The following is a 21,407-nucleotide window of genomic DNA, read 5'->3' on the forward strand; positions in this document are numbered from 1 at the left end:
ACACAGATGATGCCATATATGAGCCGTCATTTTTTTCTCTTCTTGTAGTTTTTATTTCTGTTACTGTTTCTGCCTGTGTTATTTCTTTCTATGTTATTTCTTTCTGTGCTATTTCTGCCTGTATTATTTTTTCCAGAATTGCCGCTTCCGGCTGTACCGCTCGGTGCATTTGACTCATTCGTCCCGGTCTGCCCGGCGTCCACCTTGCTGACATCAGACGCACATTCCTCATCCAGCCTTCCATTCCATCGCCCCTCGGGGATGTTGCATGCCAGATTATATTTCCTCCACGATATGCCCTTGTCTCTGAGTCTCTTAACCACATATTCTTCAGACATCGCATACAGGACGGAGAAAAGCGGTACAAATATGAGCATACCCAGAATGCCCAACATATCACCTCCAAGCATGACCGCCACAAGTACCCATATAGATGGAAGTCCCACCGAACCGCCAACAACATGAGGATATATGAAGTTTCCCTCTATCTGCTGCAACACGACAAATATGATCAGAAACACTATGGCACGCTTCGGATCCTCTACCAGGATCATAATCGTTCCGGCAAAACATCCGACAAATGCTCCAACAACCGGGATCAGTGCAAATACTGCTATGATGATGCTGACCGTAAGCGCATACGGAATACGGAATATGGTCATCGTAATGAAAAACATAAGTCCAAGTATGCACGCCTCAAGGCACTGACCTGAGATAAACTTGGAGAAGGTCTTATCCGCAAGAACACAAGTCTGAATGAATCGGTCCGCCTTTTCTTCCCTGAACACCGCATACAATACACCCTTTACCTGCTTCTCCAGAGTCTCCTTCTGAGCCAGTATGTAGCACGCAAAGAACAGTCCCACCAGAACATCGACCACGGCGCCTACCACACTGCTGGCAATGGAGAACGTGGAAGACAATACACTGCTGCCGCCGTTCTTCACAATACCAACCACATTTGATATAAGTGCATCCCAATTAATATTGATACTCTTTATCTTATCCACTATCTCCGGCTGGTCCTTCATCAGCTTGATCGCCTTCCTCTGTATATCATCCATGGCCGATGGCAGCTTCTCTGCAAACATAGTTATAGTCTTGGACATCTCAGGTATGATCATAGTTATTGCAAACGTGAGAACAGCTATTATGCACAGGAACGACAGTATGAGGCACACTGGTCTCCTGAACCTGTACAGTCTGCTGTCTTTATTCTTAAACAATACCTTTTCAAGTCCCTTCATAGGTACATTCACCACAAATGCTATGGCAAATCCTATGACAAATGGCATGAGTATATTGATGAGCCAGCTGAACATACTGGACACCTTATCAAAATTAAACAGTACATATGCAAACAGCACCACACCGCACAATATAATCACGGTCCTCACTGTATCCCTCTTATTCCAGTTCATGAAGTCCTCCTAATAATCCACATTATTATTCTATGTAGTCATCAATTACATATCTATTCACCCAGATGTATATCTCCAAATGCCTCGGACAGGGAATATGTCAGATTCTTCTTGGGCTTGTACACATCGATGACCGGGGCCATGATCCTGAAAAAATTCTCCTCATCCTTTGAGAGCTTGAACACCTCAGCGGTATTCCTGGCATCCCACAGGGCATCATGCTCTGCCCCCTGAAAGTTTTCTCCCAGATAAAACACAGCGTCCGACAGTGATATCCTTCTTGACGTTCCTATGAGCTTGGCATATTCCTTCTGGAAATCCTTCCACCTTGATATGATACTTTCCAACCCGGGGTGCGTGTATTCCTTCAGCCTGGCCTCCTTGCGGAGCTGTCTCAGGTCATTCTCACTCCATGCGTATATCACATCGGCATCAGCACACCACTCTATAAAGCTCCCCATGGCAAAAGCATATGAAGGAGCATCCTCCACCATATCATCTGTTATTCCTGTGAGCTTTATTATACGCGAAGCCATGGTTCCATATGCCGGCTTCACATAACTCTTAAACGAATCTATCTCATTATAATCTTCATCCAGTTTAACCGCACCGATCTCTATGATCTCACTCTTACATATTTTCTTTTCCTTCTTATACTCTGAATCTATCATATTCATTTCAAAGTCCACAAATACGTATATCATACACTGTATTTCCCCTTACATTGCCGATTTAATCATTGTAACACTGTGACCGGAAAACTGTAAACAAGCATATTAGGTATTTGTCAGCATTTCCGCAAATATTTGAGTATATTTTTGTCCTATTATGAGTTAAAATTTCTGTGACGACATAATCTGCACTTATACGGCAGCATACGACACGAAAGGAATATACATATGAAAAATATAATCTTTGATATTGGCATGGTCCTCGTAGACTTCCACTGGAAAAGCACCATGGAGAAGCTTGGCATACCAGCGGACGTGATAGATACTCTTGATCACAACATGATAAACCACCCTATGTGGAATCATTTTGACCTGGACGATATGCCTGAGCCAGAGCTCATCAAACGTTTCAAGGAACTCAGCCCGGAATGCAGCAGCTACATAGACCTGTTCATGAACAATCTCGATGAAGTGGTGGACATGTTCCCGGGAGCCGACATGTGGCTCAAGGATCTCAAGTCCAGAGGTTACAACATCTACCTCCTGTCCAACTACCCAAGAAGACTGTTTGCACTCCACACGCCTAGATTCCACTTCCTGCCTTACACGGACGGAAGAGTGGTCTCCTATGAATACCACGTGACCAAGCCAGACGCCGCCATCTATGAGCATCTCTGCAACAAATATAACCTTGTCCCTGAGGAATCCATTTTTCTTGATGACAGGCAGGCGAATCTCGATGCCGCCGCAAAGCTTGGTTTCCACACTCTTCTGGTCACAGATCCTATAGGAGTGAGGGGTGCACTTGACGACATACTCGCACGCGAATAAGGAGATGCCAGATGAAAACAGATACAACTCAAAGCAGACACTGTGGTCTGCTGTGGCGTTCCATATTCTTTCCGCTAGCCTTTATTTATATGGAGCTCCTGTTTCACATTGCAATTTATGGATCTGCAGGCAGCAGCATACTACATCCCCTGACATTTGCGCTGGCATGCGGACTTACCCTGTCAGCACTGACCTCCTTCTGGCACAGATATGCAAATGCAGCCATAGCCTACCTGCTGTGGAGTATATTTACGATCTACTATATTGCACAATTTGTATACTATAAGATATTCAGAACATTTTTGAGTCTGTTGTCCATCGGCGGTGCTCAGGATGCTATGAACTTCAGGACTGTGCTTTTTTCAGCATTGCGATCCAACTGGTATATCATAGTGCTGTTCCTGCTGCCACTTATATGTCTTATCATCATGAACAGGTTCTGGTTTTCATTTGGCAGATGCCGCATCGGGCAGAAGCCTGGTGTGCTCAGGGCAGTGCTGGTGCAGCTGGGTATCTCCGCAGCTGCATGGGTACTTGCCATCTGTATTCTGGCAGTGCACGGGACTGCGGCCTACACTCCATATGCGCTGTTCCACGGACGCTATGTACTTGAACTGTCCATGAACAAGCTTGGAGTCATGGTCACCACGGGAAGAGACTGTGTGACCATGGTGACTCAGAGCAGCCAGAGCAAGACATTTGAGCTTGCAGATATTGGAGATAATCAGTCAGATGCACAGACTGCCGCATCAGATATCAATGCCGCATCTGCGGACGAGACAGATTTTTCATCAGCTTCTCAGACCGGCGGCTCAGATCAGGCGGCAGGATCAACCCAGGCCGACGAGCCTGTATATGTTCCGCAGGTCGATGAAAGCATAGATTTCCAAAGTCTGTACAATCAGACAGATGACGAGGAGCTTAAAAGCCTGACGGCATATTTCTCGGGGGTACAGCCAACTTACACGGACGAATACACCGGCATGTTCGAGGGGTACAATGTGGTATTTGTCACCGCTGAAAGTCTCAGTACATATGGAATATCCAGGGAGGCCACACCGACACTGTACAAGATTTATCACGAAGGCTTTGAATTTACTAACTTCTACAACCCACTGTGGTATCACAGCACCATAGACGGCGAATATACCAACTGCCTCAGCCAGTATCCGGCATCCTCCAAATGGAGCTTTGAGGCATCCGCGGACACCTACCAGCCATACGCCCTCGGCAATATGCTGAACGCACAGGGCTACAAGAGCTACGGCTACCACGACTTTGATGCCACATACTACGACAGAACAAGAACCCATCCGAATATGGGCTACACCACCTTCAAGGCCATCGGCGCAGGATTGGATATTCCTGACCACGTTATGTATTCCGATCTCGAATGTATGGAGGCTGTGTATGGGGATTTCATTCAGGATGACAAATTCAACATGTATTTTATGAGTTTCTCCGGCCATCTGCCTTACAATTACGACAATCAGTATATATGTATGATTAACAGGGATGGAGCCGAGAATGTCCTCTCCGAAAAAGGGTACTCAGATGAGGCCATAGCCTATGTTGCAGCCCAGATGGAGCTTGACAAGGCTCTGGAATTCCTGATGGATAAGCTGGAAAAGACTGGCAAGCTGGACAACACTCTGTTCATCGTGGCACCTGACCACTATCCTTACGGACTCAGCGACGGCACCTACAACGAGCTTGCGGGCAAGGACATAGAGAATGATGACTTTGAGCTTCACCACAACCAGTTTGGTATATGGAGCTCATCCATGGAGAAGCCAGTAGTTGTCGACAAGCTCTGCTCCAGTGTGGACATACTTCCAACTGTGTTAAACCTTCTCGGAGCCGACTTTGACTCAAGACTTCTGGCTGGCCGCAACATTTTGTCCGACTCCGATGAGCTTGTGATCTTCGCGGATCAAAGCTTTATGACCGACAAGGTCAGATATGATGCCAGCACGGGGGAGACCTCTTACTTCGTCCCTGAGTCACAGATCCCTGATGGATACGTGGATCAGATGATCGAGGAGGTTGAAAACCGACTGTATATATCGGACGAGATGATAAACACGGACTATTTTTCATTTGTATATAACAGATAAAAGGCCGAGACAATCCCCGCCAGCACATCGGCGGCGGCCTGGACAAAAGCCACTCCATCTACGCCATACATGTGCGGCAGTATGAATACCAATGGTATAAAACATACTCCCTGCCGCAGGGCGGATATGAGGGTGGCTTTTCCATATGCTCCAAGAGCCTGATAGTACATTCCGGTCACCAGACACACAGCTGCAAACGGCATGGATATGGCATGCGCCCGGAGAGACAGCGCCGCAAGCTGCATAGCTTGAGTGCCACCTTCATGCAAGAATACACCGGCCACCTCGGATACCCACACCCAGGTCGCAGCACCCATAGCGCACATGAATATCACCGCAGTTATCATGGTAAATCTCAGCGACCTTTTCACTCTGGATTCAAGTCCTGCACCATAGGCAAACCCGCACACCGGGGCAAATCCCTGCCCATAGCCCACCAGCGCCGCAAATATGACTGCAAATATCTTATTTGCAACTGTGACGCCCGCCATGGCTCCATCTCCGTACTGCCTACAGCTTCTGCTTATCATGATCGCCGCAAGGCACATGAGCCCCTGTCTCAGGAAGGATGGCAGCCCTGTTCTCACTATACGCACCCCATATCTGAAGCTCCACACATCAGACACATGAAGCCTTACCACGCTGCACCTTGACCTGACACATATATACATTATGGCAAGACTTATCCCCTGTCCGGCAAGGGTCGCTATGCCTGCACCGGCTATTCCAAGTCCAAGCACTCTCACCAATATATAGTCAAATAACGCATTTGACAGTCCTCCTGCCAGAATACCCAGCAGAGCAAGATACGGCTGCCCCTCAGCCCGCAGGGCATTGTTCAGAACATAGGCACCGCACATGACCGGAGCCGCGAGCATGATATATATTCCATACTGCCCAGCAGGAGCAAGACTTGTGTCCGTGGCCCCCAGAAGTCTTACCACATCCTCCCTGAACACGGCAAATATAACCGCCATGACCGCGCCCGACAGTATTCCTCCCGCCAGTGCCGTGGCAAGCGTCTGCTCCGCCTCACGCTTCTTCTGCTTACCGAGGAGTCTCGCTATCTCACTTCCAGCTCCCATGCCCCAGGTGTAACCCACAGCCTGTATCAATGCCATAACAGAGAACATGATCCCAACTGCGGCCACACTGCTTTCTCCAAGATCTGAGACAAAATAAGTGTCCACAATATTGTAGGAGGTTGCAATCAACATGGTGAATATTGTAGATACCGAAAGTGACAGTATGAGCGAAGGCACAGGAGTCTCAGCCATTTTGCTGTGATTCTCCTGTGCCTTCTTCTGTGTATCCACACTCTCAGGAATGTCCATTCCCGAAAGTATCAATCTGTCATATATTCCATTATCGGGTCTGCTGTGTAACCGCCGTCTGTTGCTGCGCCTGTCCATGTGTGTAGTCCCTGCTTTCTTCCTTACTCTCACGCAGGAATTTCTTAACCTGCTGCAATTTCTCCTTTGCATCGTACACACCCAGCTCATACATGGCCTCGATCATCTCCGGCTTCTTCTCAAGCCTTGATATCTCTATAGTCTCACTCGGTCTGATTATCAACGTATCACCCTCCTTTTCAAGCTCCTCCAGCTTGTCCAGGGTCTTGTTGTAATACATGTGTCTCATGTGACATCTTTTAACGAACTCAGGGTACTCCCTGTACCTTCCGGCCTCCAGCCTGAGCATCTTGTCCGGGCCCTTGCGGTATCCCTCCGGTCTTGTCAGAACTACTATATTTCTCCTGTAGCCCATCCTTCTGAATGCAAATATCGGTATGCTGTCGGATACACCTCCATCCAGCAGCTTCATTCCATCAACCTCTACAATATTGGACACCAGTGGGAGGGATGCCGAAGCCCTCACCTTATTCACATCCTCAGGCTTTCTCATATCTGTACACTCCAGATACTCCGCCTCTCCTGTATCCAGATTAGAACATCCCACATAGAGCTTCGTAGGATTTGCAAGGAATGCATCGTAGTCAAGTGGATCCAGTTTCTCCGGGATATCGTGGTAGCAGAACTGCTCACCACATATATCTCCTGTAGTTAAAAGGGAGTACAGGCTCATGTAGTGCTTGTTGTTCCTGTACTTCATATTGTAACGCATGTTGCGTCCCCTCTGTCTCGCAACAAAGGAGAGTCCATGTATGGCTCCCGCCGACACCCCTATGACACCGTCGACCTCTATATCATTGTCCATGAACACATCCAAGACTCCGGCGGTATATATGCCTCTCTGGCCGCCGCCCTCAAGTACCAAACCTGTCTTTGCCATATCGATCACCTTTCATCCAAATATTTATATGTCCGTCTTTGTCTGAAAAATCCTCAGACTCCTGTCAAGAATCCCATTCATATGAGCTATAGCAGTTCCATAATTCGTCATCGGGATACTCTGCTGCTCCGCACTTCCCTGACGACTCTTCATCTCGCGTTCATTCAGCATACAGCCTCCGCAGTGTATCACCAGATCATATCCTGTCAGATCCTCCGGGAATTCCGTTCCTCTGACAAATGTAAATTCAGGCTCAAGTCCCGTGTATCTGCGTATCCATCCTGGCAGCTTTACAGTTCCTATATCATCACACTGTCTGTGATGGGTGCAGCCCTCAGCTATGAGTATCCTTGGAGGTCTGCTGTCCGCATCTGTACGCTGGCCTTCATCCCTCAGCCTGTCCAGGACATATGCGCCATTTACCGCCGCATCAAGCTGCCCTTTAAATCTTGCCATCAGTATTGAGAATGACGTCAGATATATGTCATACGGCACGATCTTCATAACCTTTGCAAATGCCTGGGAGTCAGTGACCACCAGAGATACATTCCCCTCCAGCCGTCTCAGAGTATCCTCAAGCTCCGTGTCCCTGCACACCACAGCCGTAGCTCCGGTCTCAAGAACATCCCTTATGACCTGCTGCTGCGGAAGTATCAGCCTGCCCTTCGGAGCTGCAGAATCTATCGGTATGACCAGCACCACCATATCACCCGGCTGTATCAGATCTCCGACCAGTCTCCTGGTCATGGTGTCTGTCACCGTGAGCTTTCCTATCAATTCCTTCAGCTCCTCTATTCCCTGTCTGTGCTCTGCGCTGACCCATATGGAATTCTCCGCTGAATTCTGAACCTGTGTATCATCCTTAACTAGATCACTCTTATTGTACGCAATTATATAATTTATATTCTTCTCTTTGAAAAGCTCTGTGAGCTCCCTGTCCGCCGCCGAAAGGCCAACCGAACCATCAACCACCAGCACAGCGACATCTATCTTCGCAAGCACCTGTCTGGTCTTCGACACCCTGAGTTCACCCAGCTCGCCGGTATCGTCTATTCCCGGTGTATCTATGATGACCACCGGTCCAAGCGGAAGCAGCTCCATGGACTTGTACACCGGATCCGTGGTGGTTCCCGCCACATCCGACACAACAGCAAGGCTCTGCCCCGTCACTGCATTTACCAGACTGGACTTGCCTGCGTTCCTGCATCCAAAGAAACCTATATGCACTCTGTTTGCCGACGGCGTATCGTTTAAACTCATTTTGCTCCTCCACAATGTGTTAGAATCTAAAATCTCTGTCTCCGTGCTTTATCCTGTCAAGTCTCTCGACCACTATCTGTCTGACTTTCTCATTCGGAATGTTCTTAAGCTCATCCTGTATGAGTCTCCTGCCTATCTCCGCAGTCTCCGGAGATGCATAATCTACCAGATATTCCTCCAGTGTCATGAGCGCATTCGGATGACAGCAGTTCTGTATCTGTCCGCTCTTGCACAGGCTCATAAATCTGTCACCGGTTCTTCCCTCTCTGTAGCACGCTGTACAGAATGATGGTATATACCCCTTGGTCATCAGCCAGTTGACAACCTGATCCAGAGTTCTCGTGTCGCTGACATCGAACTGCTCCGACTTCTCATCCTCTGGCTCCGGCTCATAGTAGCCACCCACACTGGTCTTGGAACCACCGCTTATCTGCGACACTCCAAGCCTTATGATCTCGTCCCTGACCTTTGGATTCTCCCTTGTGGAGATTATCATTCCTGTATAAGGAACGGCGATTCTGATACATGCTGCGATCTTGCAGAATACATCGTCGCTTATTCCGTTGTCAAATGCCTCAGGATCTATGTCATCAGCCTTCTTGACTCTTGGCACACTGATGGTGTGCGGACCAACTCCATGAACAGCCTCAAGGTGCTCCGCATGCATCAGCAGCCCCGCAAATTCGTACCTATACTTGTCCAGACCAAAGAGCACTCCCAGACCCACATCGTCTATACCACCTTCCATAGCACGATCCATAGCCTCTGTGTGATATGCATAGTCATGCTTTGGTCCGTAAGGATGAAGCACCTCATATGCCTTTTTGTCATAGGTCTCCTGGAACAATATATATGTTCCTATCCCAGCTTCATGAAGTTTCCTGTAATTCTCAACGGTCGTTGCCGCTATGTTTACATTTACACGGCGGATTGCTCCATTCTTATGCTTTATACTGTAAATAGTATTGATACATTCAAGTATATACTCTATAGGATTCATCTGAGGATCCTCACCGGCCTCGATGGCCAGTCTCTTGTGCCCCATATCCTGCAGTGCTATGACCTCCCGTCTCACCTCTTCCTGGGTGAGTTTCTTTCTGGCTATATGCTTATTCTTGATGTGATACGGACAATACACACACCCATTTACACAGTAGTTGGACAGATACAGCGGCGCGAACATAACTATTCTGTTGCCGTAGAAGTCCTTCTTGATCTGCTCCGCCAGATCATATATCTCATTTATCTTGTCCGGCATCTCACACGCAAGAAGCACGGATGCCTCCCTGTGGGTAAGCCCCTTCCTGAGCTTTGCCTTCTCTATGATACTGTCGATAAGCTCCACATTGTCCTTGTTCTGATCCGCATAGTCCAGCGTCTCACGGATCTCGCCATCATCTATGAAGTCCTCTGCCTTCATGGATCTCACATCATACATTTTTTGTCAGCCTTCTTTCTTGTATACTGTATGCCCTTCCAATCTTATACACACAATATTATTCAGTGATCTCCGCCTCTGTTGTCTCCTCACTGTCAGCATCCCCGGAATCGACCGGCGTACTCATGCTGTCTATTTCATCCGGCATACGGACATAGTCCACATACCAGCCATCGTCGCACTTCAACATACATTCCTGAACGTGTACCGTGACCTCGCCGCCATCCTTGCCTGTCACTATCCAGTCGGCTTCCACACTTCTGTACTGGGACACGCCCTTAACTCCGTTGTCCGCAAATTGCTGCTGCACATCCTCTATATTGCTCACCGCCTGTATATCGGTGACCTTGCACTCGATCGTATCTATATCCCCGACCTGCTCATCTGTATACGCTCTGAACTTGTTTATATATATGTCCTGTATGTCACTCACCGACAAAACCTTTGACGAATCCTCAAACTTCTTCACGTATCCCGGGGCTATCATGTCAGCCATCTCTCCGCCATCGCCAAATGCGTATATGCGGGCGGTCTCCTTTGCCAGCTTGTCCGCCTGATATGAAAATCTGTAATAGATCACATAAAATACCGCAAATACTACCACGATCGCCACTGCCAGAACTATTATAAGCTTCTTGAGGAATCCGCTTTTTTCATTACTGTTTCTCTCTTTACTCTGTCCCATATCTCTACTTCCCAATCCTTGTTTTTGTGGTTAAATACCCTTTTATATTGTATTCACCTGATTTGATATAGTCAACACCAAGCTTCCGTAACACCCGAACGGGCAGATCATCAACATGACCTGCCCGTTCAGAATAATTATCCATATATCGTTACCAACAATTCATTGTCTCCATCGTATCAAGCTTCCTCTGGATCTTGTCAACGACCATATCCCTGATCTCTGTGGTAGTCTTATCAGCTATAACCTCATATGGGATCGGCTCCAGAAATGCAAGCTGTGTCGTCACACGCCTCAGTGACCATCCCTCAAATGGCTTGAAGGAATCATACAGCACGACTGGAACGATAGGACACTTCGCCTTCTTGGCGATCTTGAAGCTTCCCGGCATGAACTCCTTGAGCTCATTGTGACTGTGATCGTATCCTCCCTCCGGGAATAAAATATATCTCCTTCCCGCCTTGATTTCCGTGGATACATCGTTTATAACCTGTACCTGCTGCTTTATGTCTTCCTTGTCAAGTCTCTGTGCCTTCACAAGATCCGTAAGCTGATCTGCTATGAACAGCTTCGACCTCTTGGCATCCATGACATACGTAATCGGTTTGTCATGGGAAACTATAACTCCCAGTACATCATACTTACCCTGATGATTGGCATACATGATATATCCGCCCTCCTTAGGAAGGTTCTCCATACCCGTGGCAACCGTCTTGATAAAAGCACGACGTCTCACATGATTGCACATAACCTGTGCCATCTGATAACATATATCTTCACCATATTTTTCCGGGTGTCTAGCATAATACGACATCTTTGGCACATAGTACATGATCAGAAACAAGCACGAAACTATTACCCAAATAAATCTTAACATAAATACCTCTAACCAAATACCTTTAACTCAAAAATGTGTGCATATACATGCACACGTCCTCTTTTTCATAAACTCTTATATACATAGTTCACTGTATATACAGTTCACCATATACTATCTAGTAATTTTCTCAGTAAAGGCAAAAGTTGTCAAGTAACATTTTACCTATTGTGTCTGCACATAAAAAGGCAACGCCACATCGGTTTCATCGTCCCGCTGCTGGCACTGCCTTTTATAATAGACTCGAAGTCCCGCGCTGACGCGCTCTATGTTCGGCTTACGCCGAACGACTTCTCGTTAAAACCGCTTGAAACCCCCAAATGCCTGCAAGCAGGCGCTTGGGGTTTCTGCGCTGGGTTTTATATCTTTTCTGTTACTTTGAGTCTTGTGAGTGCACGGGCAAGGGATGCCTCGCTCTGCTTGTATTCTTTCAGACTCTCTTTCTGTCTGAGTCTCTCTTCCGCTCTGATCTTTGCCTCCTTGGCTCTGACCCTGTCGATATCCTCCGGCTTCTCTGCGGAATCCACGATAAGGACAACTCGGTTATTTACTATCTGAACAAATCCTTCGCCCACAACACCGATGACCTGTTCACCTTTACTCGTGGTGATCCTGATCTCTCCTATGCTGGTAGCTATGACCATATTCTCATGATGTGCAAGAACCGCTTTCTCTCCATCTTCAAGTGGAAGAACTATTTTCTCTGCCCGGCCGTCGAAGAATATCTTATTACTGGAAATAACTCTCAGATAAAATGTATTCATCTATGCACTTCCTTTACTGGCCCTTCTCGGCCTTTTCCTTTACTTCCTCTATAGTACCTACATTGAAGAATGCCCACTCAGGATACTCGTCCATCTCACCGTCAACGATCATCTTGAAGCCCTTGATCGTATCCTTGAGACTTACATACTTTCCAGGAATACCTGTGAAGTTCTCAGCAACATGGAATGGCTGTGACAGGAATCTCTGAACCTTTCTGGCTCTGGTAACTGTAAGCTTATCCTCATCTGACAGCTCCTCCATACCGAGGATTGCGATGATATCCTGCAGCTCCTTGTACTTCTGAAGTATCTCCTGTACACGTCTTGCAACATTGTAATGCTCCTCGCCGACTATATCAGCCTCAAGAATTCGTGAGCTTGACTCCAGCGGATCTACTGCCGGATAGATACCCTGCTCAACGATCTTTCTTGAAAGAACTGTATTTGCATCCAGATGCGCAAATGTTGTGGCTGGGGCAGGATCTGTAAGGTCATCGGCTGGCACATATACGGCCTGGACTGACGTGACTGATCCTTCCTTGGTAGAAGCGATTCGCTCCTGAAGCTCACCCATCTCATTTGCAAGTGTTGGCTGATAACCAACGGCTGATGGCATACGTCCAAGAAGTGATGAAACCTCTGAACCTGCCTGTGTAAATCTGAATATATTGTCGATGAACAGAAGCACATCCTGATGATTTACATCACGGAAATACTCTGCCATTGTAAGTCCTGTCTCTGCAACTCTCATTCTGGCTCCAGGTGGCTCATTCATCTGTCCGAACACCAGGGCGGTCTTGTCGATAACGCCTGACTCGCTCATCTCTGTCCACAGATCATTTCCCTCTCTTGAACGCTCTCCAACACCGGTGAATATTGAGTATCCACCATGTACGGATGCGATATTCTGGATAAGCTCCTGGATAAGGACTGTCTTACCAACTCCGGCACCGCCGAACAGACCGATCTTACCACCCTTTGAGTAAGGTGCAAGAAGATCTATGACCTTGATACCTGTCTCAAGTATCTCGATGACAGGACTCTGATTCTCAAATGTTGGCGGCTCTCTGTGGATTACCCAGTGCTCTGTGTCTGAGAGATCCTCCTTGCCATCTATTGTCTCACCAAGCACGTTGAACAGACGTCCAAGTGTCTGATTTCCTACTGGAACTTTGATTCCTGATCCGGTCGCAACGACTTCCATATCTCTTGAAAGTCCCTCGCTGGCGGACAGCATGATACATCTTACTGTATTATTTCCTACGTGCTGTGCTACTTCCATAACACATTTTTTTCCATGATTATCTACTTCAAGAGCATCCTTGATGTATGGCAGATCGTTGTCTGGAAATTCTACGTCTACGACAGGTCCCATGACCTGTACTATCTTACCATTTTTCAAAACATCAGACCTCCTTTACAATTATTTATTGAGCTTATTAGCTCCTGTCTCTCTGAGCTCTGGCGCCGCCCGCGATCTCTGTGATCTCCTGCGTTATGGCTGCCTGCCTTGCTCTGTTGTATTTGATATTGAGATCATCCAGCATCTCCTTGGCACTCTTTGTGGCTGAGTCCATCGCCATCATTCGGCTGTTCTGCTCACTGCAGAAGGACTCTACCAGAGCGCCGTATATATATCCCATGACACAGTTTGGTACGATTCGGTCAAGCACTGCCTTCGGTGAAGGCTCCATGGTAATCTCCTCGTGGAACACATCCGCAGGAACGCCTGCGAAGTCAGTCCTCTTCATAGGGAGGAGCTGTATCATCTGCGGTTCAACGACCACACTGCTCTTCATGTTGGTATATATGATGTATACCTCATCTATATCGCCATTCTCATAGTTCTCAAGCATCTTGTCCGCTATGACTCTGGCTCTGTGAAGACTAGGATTCTGCGCTGTATACTGGAAATGTATATCTATAGGCACTCCCTTCTTTGCGAAGTAGTGTCTTCCCACCTGGCCGACTACATACAGCTCACTGTTTGGGTGGGCTGCAAGCTCCTGCTCAGCGATCTTGATTACATTGTGGTTGTAGGCACCAGCCATACCTTTGTCGGCGGTAATGACCAGATAACCTCGCCTTCTGTCCTCTTCCTTGATTCCCTCTCTGCTGTCGAAATACAGATGCTCCATCTCAGGAACATGTCTGAGCATTCTGGCAAGAGCAACCTGGAGTGTGTAGAAGTAAGGCTCCGTGTTCTCAAGATCTGTCCTCGCCTTTTTAAGCTTGGAAGATGAGATCATATACATTGCATTGGTGATCTTCTGAGTATCCTTGATACTCTTTATTCTATTCTGGATTTCTTTGGTATTTGCCAATCAAATCACCTCTCAACGAATCTTCTTATTTCTCCTGAGATCTATCTCTCGATAAACTCCTTAGCGGCTGCGACTATCTTGTCCTTCAGCTCATCGGTAAGCACCTGCTTCTCCTCGATCTCATCCACGATATCCTTATGGGCACTGTGGAAGTATTCAAGCATCTCAAGTTTCTTCTTCTTGACCTCTGAAACCTCAACTGGAAGGAATACCTTATTGGTAGCTGCTACCAGAATGATAACCTCCTCGGCCATTGACAGCGGATTACACAGAGGCTGCTTTAAAAGCTCCATAAGTCCCTTGCCATACTGAAGCTGTTCCTTGGTGTTCTCATCAAGATCTGAACTGAACTGTGTGAACACCTCCATCTCTCTGTACTGTGCCAGATCGATACGGATACTTCCTGCGGCCTTCTTCATCGCCTTTGTCTGCGCTGCACCACCAACTCGTGATACCGACAGACCGACGTTGACAGCAGGTCTCATACCTGAGAAGAACAGATCGCTCTCGAGGAATATCTGTCCATCTGTGATAGATATAACATTTGTAGGTATATAAGCAGATACATCGCCTGCCTGTGTCTCGATAATAGGAAGGGCTGTGATGGAGCCTCCGCCAAGCTCATCCTTAAGCTTACTTGATCTCTCAAGAAGTCTTGAATGGAGATAGAATACATCTCCAGGATATGCCTCACGTCCTGGTGAACGTCCGAGAAGCAGTGACAATGTTCTGTAAGCAACAGCGTGCTTTGACAGATCATCGTACACGATCAGCACATCCTTGCCCTTATGCATGAAATACTCAGCGATCGCTGTACCTGAATAAGGCGCAATATACTGAAGTGGTGCTGAATCACTTGCTGTAGATGCAACGACTATCGTGTAGTCCATGGCATCATATTTGTTCAGGTTATTTACAACCTTGGCTATTGTTGAAGCCTTCTGGCCTATAGCCACATATACACAGATGACATCCTTGCCCTTCTGATTCAGAATGGTATCTATCGCTATGGATGTCTTACCTGTCTGTCTGTCTCCTATGATCAGCTCTCTCTGTCCTCTTCCGATTGGGAACATGGCATCTATCGAGAGGATTCCTGTCTGAAGCGGCTGGTTGACCGACTTACGATCAACTATGCTTGGAGCCGGATTCTCTATTGGACGATAATCCGTTGACTCTATGCTGCCCTTTCCATCTATAGGTGCTCCAAGGGCATCAACTATACGTCCGATAAATGCATCGCCTACAGGGATGCCTGCACGCTTTCCCGTTCTGCTGACCTTTGTTCCTTCTTTGATTCCTGTATCACGACCGAACAGAATACATCCTATCTCTGTTCTTCTGATATCCTGAACCATACCTTTGACACCATTCTCAAAAACAACGATCTCACCGTACATGGCATTGTCTATACCGTATACGGTTACGATTCCATCACCTACATAGATGACCTTACCGACTTCTTTGTCCCTGGAGTCAAAATCATAATTCTCTATCTCTTCTTTGAGTATAGAAATAATATCCTCTGAACTAATTGAACTCAATTTATCACCTCATAACCAGTTTCTGTCTAAGGGATTTGTACCTGCCCAGAATGCTTCTGTCGTACTCGCGGTCTCCCGTTCTTATGACAAATCCACCTATCAATTCTTTTTTCTCCACCATAGAAAGCTGTACCGCCTTGCTTCCATACTCTTTCATAAGGAAGTTCTCGATACCTGCCTTCTGCTTATCAGTTGGCGGTGTGACATAATAGAGAGTTGCCGAAAGGATATCCTGCTGCTCTCTGGCATACTTCTCATACTCGTCAAATATGTCATGTATCATGTCAAATCCATCGTTGTCACACAGGGTCTTCATGAAATTTACCAGATCCTTATTGCCAAATCTGTCAAATACCCTGTCAACGACCTTGCGCTTGTCCGCGTGGCTGACCACCGGATCTGCCAGTGCATATACCAGCTCCGGACTACCATCCACAAGCGCCTTTATCTCCTCCACCATGTCCTGACTGATTCCAAGCTGATAGAGGACAATTCCGTAATTAATTGCCTTCTGTGTCACCTGAATCACCTACTTCATTCAAAAACTCGTCATACATGGCAGCTCCTGCTGATTCCGCATCACCTTCACCGCCCACGATCTTGCCGGCTGCTGCCATTGCAAGCTCTGCGATCTGTGACTGCATATCAGAAAGTGCCTTGTTCTGCTTGATCTCTATGGTCTTCTCCGCATCCTTTATCATCTTGACTGACTTTGCATCAGCCTGATCTATGATACGGCTGTACTCATTCTGGGCCTCCACACGGGATTTCTCACGGAGATCCCTGCACTCAGCATCAACCCCTGCAAGGGTATCCTCATACTGAGACTTGAGTTTCATTGCTTCAGCCTTCTGATTGTTGGCATCCGATATGGTGCCAGCGATCATATCTTCTCTCTTCTTGATGACATCGTTGAGCGGTCCTATCAAGAACTTCTTCAAAAGAAGAAACAGAACTATTAAGTTGATAATGGTGAATGCTATTGTAGAAAATTCTATATCAATCATATAGCCACTCCTATCTTTCTGTTTCTATTATCCGCATCTCTTCTGCAATTCCAGATTTCTATTAGATATTTCTATTAAAATATCCATCTGACCAAAAATCTGATTACTTAAGAAGAATGATTGCAAGAAGTCCGATTACGAAACCGTAGATAGCTGTTGCCTCTGCAAGGGCACAACCGATGATAAGAAGCTTTGTGATCTTTCCGTCTGCCTCCGGCTGTCTAGCTACAGCCTCAACTGCCTTTGATGTTGCAAGACCGATTCCAAGTCCTGCGCCAAGTCCTACTAATGCTGCTATACCTGCTCCAATTGCTAATAATCCGTTCATATCATTTTCTCCTTCTTATTTTCATTTTTAAAATCAGATAATCTTTACTCCATCGCTTCCTGCATGTAAAGCGTAGTCAGGAAAGTAAATACAAATGCCTGTAAAAATCCATCAAAAAAATCAAAGTACAGGCTGAGTGGGATAGGGACAATGAGTGGAACTACTGCCTCTATCAGCTTCATGATGACGAATGCTCCGAGAACATTACCAAAAAGTCGCATACACAGCGACAGCGGCTTGATGACAAGCTCAAGTACATTAAGCGGTGCAACTATTGCTACCGGCTCTGCAAAACTCTTGACCCAGCCTTTTGTCCCCTTTCCTCGTATTCCTGCCACCTGTACGAGTATGATACTCATGATGGCCAGTGAGGCTGTCACATTCAGATCCTTTGTCGGTGGTTTAAAGCCAAATACACCCATGATGTTGGCCATGCCGATGTACAGAATAACCGTTATCAGATACGGAACATACTTCATGCCCGCCTCTCCGATAACACCTTTGAACAGGTTGTTAAAAGTAGTTATTATGGTCTCCAGCACAAGCTGTTTCTTACCCGGATTCTCAACTTTGAGATTCCTTACAAGGATAATCGACAACAGCACAAGCACTGCCATAATGATCCATGTTACCACCACAGATTCCGTTACCGGTATTCCACCAAATATTGGTATTGTAAATACTGTTTTGCATTGGAGTTCATTGGATAACTCTTCTGCCAGATCCGTAAGACATCACTTCCTTTCACACTGTTTTATTGTATGTCAAAATGCTATTCCAGTTTATTATTGGTTTATTATAGAAATAGCATTCATGGCATCTGCCTCAGACAGCCCCACAAGTACGTTCTCTGTGTTGATCCAGTGAGAATCGAGTTCATGAGCCTCCCAGTCCATATCCATGTCATCAAATATGACATATCCCTCTACGGAATTCGCAACCACATAATCCTTGACTGCACATGCTCTGGTATAATCCCCGTACTTGTTTCTGAGCTCATCCCCTGAAGAAGTTGCCCCATATACTTCCATTCCAGCATCCGCAAGTCTGTCTATCAGTTCCCTTACGTGTGCCTTACTGATATCCTTATCAATCACCTGTTTTCTCCAGTCACTTGTCATGACCAGCTTCGCTCCTGTGGCATCCACAACCATCTTGAGGTTAGCCACATTCTTAGGATTGATAAACTCCCCATGCTTCTCACACAGAAATTTCTCCGAATTCAGTACGCCGTCTACATCAAAAAATACTACATTCATACGGTCATACTCCCCTATCTTTTTTTCTAAAAAGCTACTCTCGCTCCTTGCTTGCGTATTTTATCACCATTCAAAACAAATTTAAAGTCATTTATTTGCCCTTATAGTCAAATTTTAATCATTTTTTATTTTTGTATTATTTTTCGTAACAAAAACAGTTTTTTGTCACAGTTTTCCCAAGAAGCCCGCATAAAACCTAGTGTATCACCAGTTTATACTTTTTTTATAATTTTAACATTTCGTTTATAATTAGCTTTTCTTCCAAATCATCAAAGTAAAATTCGCCACTCCCATCACCCTTCCGCCAGAAACAGGCTGGGTATTCTTCCGCGGCTGTATATCATCTGCTATATATGTGGTATCGGTAGCGAATACGACTGAGCTTCGGTGCTTCTTGCCGAGTTGGAAGCCGCATCGCCCTTATCGCGGCCGGAAACGAGTGCATATAGAAGCTAAGCCGAAGCGAAGGAAGTAGAGCGTGATACCACATATATAGCAGATGATATACCCGCCCCGCGGAAGAATACCCAGCCGTCCGTCCTTCGCCCCCACGAAAAAAGGCTATCTCGTGTTCGACGCCCTAACGCTCGACACGTGATAGCCTTGTTCCCTCTGCCGTAATCCGTCACCCCCATTGTGACAGACTATTGTAGAAAATGACCCCCTTGTCATCTCTCGATGTAACAGATAAATTCATTATATCATATTTAATTTCATATTAAAGAGCAGTTCATACACTTTCCTGCGCATACACAAATCGCAAAAGTGTATATTCTTACACTTTTCAACTGGACAAGCCTGTTTCTTCTATTATATAATGTTACTGAGGTGAATTACATGCAGCAACAATACGATATAGGGAAAAGACTCAGGGAAGTCATGGCTGAACGCGGGGTTACGATCAGTCAGTTAGCTGAGTTGACAGATGTCTCTGAGGATACGATAAAAGCCATCAGGAGCGGCAAGACCAAGAGCCCGGGAATACAGCTTATGATATCCATCGCAGACGCACTTGGATGTACCATGGATGGATTTCTCCATAGGCGCAGCCTTACGGACGAGGAATTGTATCTCCTGCAAAAATACAGAACACTCAACATCCACGGCAAGCGGATGGTCATGCTAATGGCGGACTCTGAAGATCACATGCAGAAGAAGCTTCCTTCAGCGGATGCGTACCGCGCCAAAACGCGCAGGATTCCGTGTATTTCCTCAACTCACACGCTTGCTTCCAATTCAGACTACTCAACACACGCGACAGAATTTATAGAGATACCCGCCGATTATTTTCCAAATGCAGATTATTGTCTGAGGCTCACGACCAATATGCTCCATCCTATCTATATTAAGGATGATATTATAGCCGTGGAACAAAACTTTCCTCATTTCGGAGATATTGCGTTATTCCTGAACGAGAATGGAGTCGAGATGATCAGAAAATATACAGAAAAGGATGGCTCACCATACCTTGAAGCTGTCAGCAGATGTGATAGATCCCTGTATCTCACAAGTGATATCATTTGTCTGGGAACGATCCTCGGAATCGTCCGTCTGGAGGACACAAGAAAACCGCCTATTACATAAAGGCGGTTTTTCTTATATATAAATATTATGATGTCGATTACTCTGCTCCACCGGTGATAAGCCATGGTGACGGCTGGGTAACGAACATGTTGTCCTTGTTGGTTTTGGATACAGATATCTGAATAGCCTCCATATTCTTTATTCCGAGCTTGTCAAATATGAGCTTTGCCTGTGCAAGTATTCCAAGATCAAGTGTGTATATGACAAACTGCATATTCGGATTGATCTTGAGCAGTCTCTCCATATCTGACTCCAGATAATGATTTGCAACTATGAATGCCAGTCTCGGAACAGGTATGGCTGCCAGAGTGTCCTCGCTCATATCTGGGATTATCTGTACATTATGTACTCCGAACTTGTCAACATTCTCCTCCATGGATCTTCTCGAACCCTCGTCCGGCTCAACGGCTATAATGTTGCCCTCGCTTGCCACGATCGCAGCCTCAATGACTATACTCTCGGCCTGGAGTGCCAAGATGGTGTCATGCGTATCCACATCCAGCAGACTCATGATGACTGCTCTTATCTCCTTGCCGACATAGTGTACTGTTCCAGCCGAGAAGAAATCATTTGCAATTCCGTATCTGACGGATTCCCTTGTCTTCTCATTCATGATGAATATAACTGTTGGCCCTGTTATCTTCCTGTTCAGCACCTTCTCCAGCTTGTCATGATGAACCTCGCCGCCGGGCTCCACACCCTCTGCATACCACATGTCATACTCGCCAAAGCCCTTCTCCCAAAGCGTATACAACAGATCCTCATGACTCTGATCTGCAAATATAAGAACTCTCTTGTGTGTGTCTATAGTCGGAACAACGTTCTTCTGCTTTCCGCATATATTCAGCATCTTTATCTTCTCAGGACTGACCTTCATCATGTCTGCAAAATAGCCAAGCCAACTGAGCATATCCTTGTTCTCGTACATAACCATAACCCTCCTTTAGTTGTCCGTCCAATCTTTTATATAGCACATTTATTATACTATTTTATCGATCTTCTGTA

At 46.3% G+C, this 21,407-nt stretch carries 21 protein-coding genes; 3 read left to right on the forward strand and 18 right to left on the reverse strand.

Annotated elements, in window-relative coordinates; translation table 11 throughout:
• Nucleotides 1-26 precede the first annotated feature (26 nt).
• Both GT575_RS01180 and GT575_RS01185 read right to left on the reverse strand, forming a co-directional pair.
• Nucleotides 27-1,421, reverse strand: coding sequence for an AI-2E family transporter (locus tag GT575_RS01180; RefSeq protein ID WP_161171327.1), 1,395 nt, complete (start codon nt 1,419-1,421; stop codon nt 27-29).
• A 53-nt stretch (nt 1,422-1,474) separates the two neighbouring features.
• Complete coding sequence (locus tag GT575_RS01185; RefSeq protein ID WP_022216962.1) at nt 1,475-2,125, reverse strand: 3'-5' exonuclease; 651 nt, start codon at nt 2,123-2,125, stop codon at nt 1,475-1,477.
• A gap of 195 nt (nt 2,126-2,320) precedes the next feature.
• On the opposite strand from GT575_RS01185, the gene GT575_RS01190 reads away from it, so the two are divergent.
• Both GT575_RS01190 and GT575_RS01195 read left to right on the forward strand, forming a co-directional pair.
• Nucleotides 2,321-2,923, forward strand: coding sequence for an HAD family hydrolase (locus GT575_RS01190; protein WP_055145127.1), 603 nt, complete (start codon nt 2,321-2,323; stop codon nt 2,921-2,923).
• Between the two features lie 11 nt (nt 2,924-2,934).
• On the forward strand, nt 2,935-5,040 hold the full coding sequence (locus GT575_RS01195) for an LTA synthase family protein (RefSeq protein WP_161171328.1): 2,106 nt from the start codon (nt 2,935-2,937) through the stop codon (nt 5,038-5,040).
• On the opposite strand, the gene GT575_RS01200 is transcribed toward GT575_RS01195, so the two are convergent.
• From GT575_RS01200 to GT575_RS01270, 15 genes are all read right to left on the reverse strand, one after another.
• Nucleotides 5,013-6,452, reverse strand: a complete 1,440-nt coding sequence (locus GT575_RS01200; protein WP_161171329.1) for an MATE family efflux transporter — start codon at nt 6,450-6,452, stop codon at nt 5,013-5,015. The genes GT575_RS01195 and GT575_RS01200 overlap by 28 nt on opposite strands.
• Entirely contained in the window at nt 6,406-7,332 is a 927-nt protein-coding gene (locus GT575_RS01205) for a patatin-like phospholipase family protein (RefSeq protein WP_015534645.1), read from the reverse strand. The genes GT575_RS01200 and GT575_RS01205 overlap by 47 nt, the downstream gene beginning before the upstream one ends.
• A gap of 24 nt (nt 7,333-7,356) precedes the next feature.
• Nucleotides 7,357-8,592, reverse strand: a complete 1,236-nt coding sequence (gene hydF / locus GT575_RS01210) for a [FeFe] hydrogenase H-cluster maturation GTPase HydF (RefSeq protein ID WP_161171330.1) — start codon at nt 8,590-8,592, stop codon at nt 7,357-7,359.
• A gap of 19 nt (nt 8,593-8,611) precedes the next feature.
• Nucleotides 8,612-10,030, reverse strand: coding sequence for a [FeFe] hydrogenase H-cluster radical SAM maturase HydG (hydG, locus tag GT575_RS01215; RefSeq protein WP_161171331.1), 1,419 nt, complete (start codon nt 10,028-10,030; stop codon nt 8,612-8,614).
• Nucleotides 10,031-10,088: 58 nt separating this feature from the next.
• A complete protein-coding gene (locus GT575_RS01220) occupies nt 10,089-10,715 on the reverse strand; it encodes a hypothetical protein (protein WP_015534642.1) in 627 nt (208 codons plus the stop codon).
• Nucleotides 10,716-10,866: 151 nt separating this feature from the next.
• Entirely contained in the window at nt 10,867-11,592 is a 726-nt protein-coding gene (locus GT575_RS01225) for a lysophospholipid acyltransferase family protein (protein WP_022216968.1), read from the reverse strand.
• A 359-nt stretch (nt 11,593-11,951) separates the two neighbouring features.
• Nucleotides 11,952-12,356 carry an ATP synthase F1 subunit epsilon gene (atpC, locus tag GT575_RS01230; protein ID WP_055224042.1) on the reverse strand — a complete coding sequence of 135 codons (405 nt, stop codon included), beginning with the start codon at nt 12,354-12,356 and terminating at the stop codon, nt 11,952-11,954.
• Between the two features lie 13 nt (nt 12,357-12,369).
• Nucleotides 12,370-13,758, reverse strand: coding sequence for a F0F1 ATP synthase subunit beta (gene atpD / locus GT575_RS01235; RefSeq protein ID WP_022216970.1), 1,389 nt, complete (start codon nt 13,756-13,758; stop codon nt 12,370-12,372).
• 37 nt (nt 13,759-13,795) lie between these two features.
• Complete coding sequence (gene atpG, locus GT575_RS01240; protein ID WP_022216971.1) at nt 13,796-14,680, reverse strand: ATP synthase F1 subunit gamma; 885 nt, start codon at nt 14,678-14,680, stop codon at nt 13,796-13,798.
• Between the two features lie 41 nt (nt 14,681-14,721).
• Nucleotides 14,722-16,224: a F0F1 ATP synthase subunit alpha gene (atpA, locus tag GT575_RS01245; RefSeq protein ID WP_022216972.1), complete on the reverse strand. Its 1,503-nt coding sequence runs from the start codon at nt 16,222-16,224 to the stop codon at nt 14,722-14,724.
• A gap of 4 nt (nt 16,225-16,228) precedes the next feature.
• The gene (gene atpH, locus GT575_RS01250) at nt 16,229-16,744 is read right to left on the reverse strand and encodes an ATP synthase F1 subunit delta (RefSeq protein ID WP_055145112.1); all 516 of its coding nucleotides are present in this window, start codon (nt 16,742-16,744) and stop codon (nt 16,229-16,231) included.
• Nucleotides 16,725-17,231, reverse strand: a complete 507-nt coding sequence (gene atpF, locus GT575_RS01255; RefSeq protein ID WP_022216974.1) for a F0F1 ATP synthase subunit B — start codon at nt 17,229-17,231, stop codon at nt 16,725-16,727. The genes atpH and atpF overlap by 20 nt, the downstream gene beginning before the upstream one ends.
• Nucleotides 17,232-17,334: 103 nt before the next feature.
• Nucleotides 17,335-17,559 (reverse strand): ATP synthase F0 subunit C, encoded by a 225-nt coding sequence (gene atpE, locus GT575_RS01260; RefSeq protein ID WP_004852001.1) that lies wholly within the window; start codon nt 17,557-17,559, stop codon nt 17,335-17,337.
• Between the two features lie 44 nt (nt 17,560-17,603).
• Nucleotides 17,604-18,281: a F0F1 ATP synthase subunit A gene (locus GT575_RS01265; protein WP_071849465.1), complete on the reverse strand. Its 678-nt coding sequence runs from the start codon at nt 18,279-18,281 to the stop codon at nt 17,604-17,606.
• Nucleotides 18,282-18,344: 63 nt separating this feature from the next.
• The gene (locus GT575_RS01270) at nt 18,345-18,818 is read right to left on the reverse strand and encodes an HAD domain-containing protein (protein ID WP_022216975.1); all 474 of its coding nucleotides are present in this window, start codon (nt 18,816-18,818) and stop codon (nt 18,345-18,347) included.
• An 837-nt stretch (nt 18,819-19,655) separates the two neighbouring features.
• Between GT575_RS01270 and GT575_RS01275 the strand changes: the two genes are divergently transcribed.
• Complete coding sequence (locus tag GT575_RS01275; RefSeq protein ID WP_015534638.1) at nt 19,656-20,402, forward strand: helix-turn-helix domain-containing protein; 747 nt, start codon at nt 19,656-19,658, stop codon at nt 20,400-20,402.
• A gap of 37 nt (nt 20,403-20,439) precedes the next feature.
• Here the strand turns inward: GT575_RS01275 and GT575_RS01280 are convergent, their stop codons facing one another.
• Nucleotides 20,440-21,330, reverse strand: a complete 891-nt coding sequence (locus GT575_RS01280) for a precorrin-6B methylase 2 (protein WP_022216976.1) — start codon at nt 21,328-21,330, stop codon at nt 20,440-20,442.
• Nucleotides 21,331-21,407 lie beyond the last annotated feature (77 nt).

The sequence above is a fragment of the Coprococcus sp. BIOML-A2 genome, assembly GCF_009875795.1.
Classification (GTDB): domain Bacteria; phylum Bacillota; class Clostridia; order Lachnospirales; family Lachnospiraceae; genus Coprococcus; species Coprococcus aceti.

Coding starts and splice junctions, on each gene's coding strand:
- GT575_RS01190 (WP_055145127.1), top strand. CDS start 2,321: ATGAAAAATATAATCTTTGATATTGGCATGGTCCTCGTAGACTTCCAC.
- atpE (WP_004852001.1), bottom strand. CDS start 17,559: ATGAACGGATTATTAGCAATTGGAGCAGGTATAGCAGCATTAGTAGGA.
- GT575_RS01200 (WP_161171329.1), bottom strand. CDS start 6,452: ATGGACAGGCGCAGCAACAGACGGCGGTTACACAGCAGACCCGATAAT.
- hydF (WP_161171330.1), bottom strand. CDS start 8,592: ATGAGTTTAAACGATACGCCGTCGGCAAACAGAGTGCATATAGGTTTC.
- atpC (WP_055224042.1), bottom strand. CDS start 12,356: ATGAATACATTTTATCTGAGAGTTATTTCCAGTAATAAGATATTCTTC.
- GT575_RS01180 (WP_161171327.1), bottom strand. CDS start 1,421: ATGAACTGGAATAAGAGGGATACAGTGAGGACCGTGATTATATTGTGC.
- GT575_RS01205 (WP_015534645.1), bottom strand. CDS start 7,332: ATGGCAAAGACAGGTTTGGTACTTGAGGGCGGCGGCCAGAGAGGCATA.
- GT575_RS01275 (WP_015534638.1), top strand. CDS start 19,656: ATGCAGCAACAATACGATATAGGGAAAAGACTCAGGGAAGTCATGGCT.
- GT575_RS01195 (WP_161171328.1), top strand. CDS start 2,935: ATGAAAACAGATACAACTCAAAGCAGACACTGTGGTCTGCTGTGGCGT.
- GT575_RS01270 (WP_022216975.1), bottom strand. CDS start 18,818: ATGAATGTAGTATTTTTTGATGTAGACGGCGTACTGAATTCGGAGAAA.
- hydG (WP_161171331.1), bottom strand. CDS start 10,030: ATGTATGATGTGAGATCCATGAAGGCAGAGGACTTCATAGATGATGGC.
- GT575_RS01220 (WP_015534642.1), bottom strand. CDS start 10,715: ATGGGACAGAGTAAAGAGAGAAACAGTAATGAAAAAAGCGGATTCCTC.
- atpF (WP_022216974.1), bottom strand. CDS start 17,231: ATGATTGATATAGAATTTTCTACAATAGCATTCACCATTATCAACTTA.
- GT575_RS01185 (WP_022216962.1), bottom strand. CDS start 2,125: ATGATATACGTATTTGTGGACTTTGAAATGAATATGATAGATTCAGAG.
- GT575_RS01225 (WP_022216968.1), bottom strand. CDS start 11,592: ATGTTAAGATTTATTTGGGTAATAGTTTCGTGCTTGTTTCTGATCATG.
- GT575_RS01280 (WP_022216976.1), bottom strand. CDS start 21,330: ATGTACGAGAACAAGGATATGCTCAGTTGGCTTGGCTATTTTGCAGAC.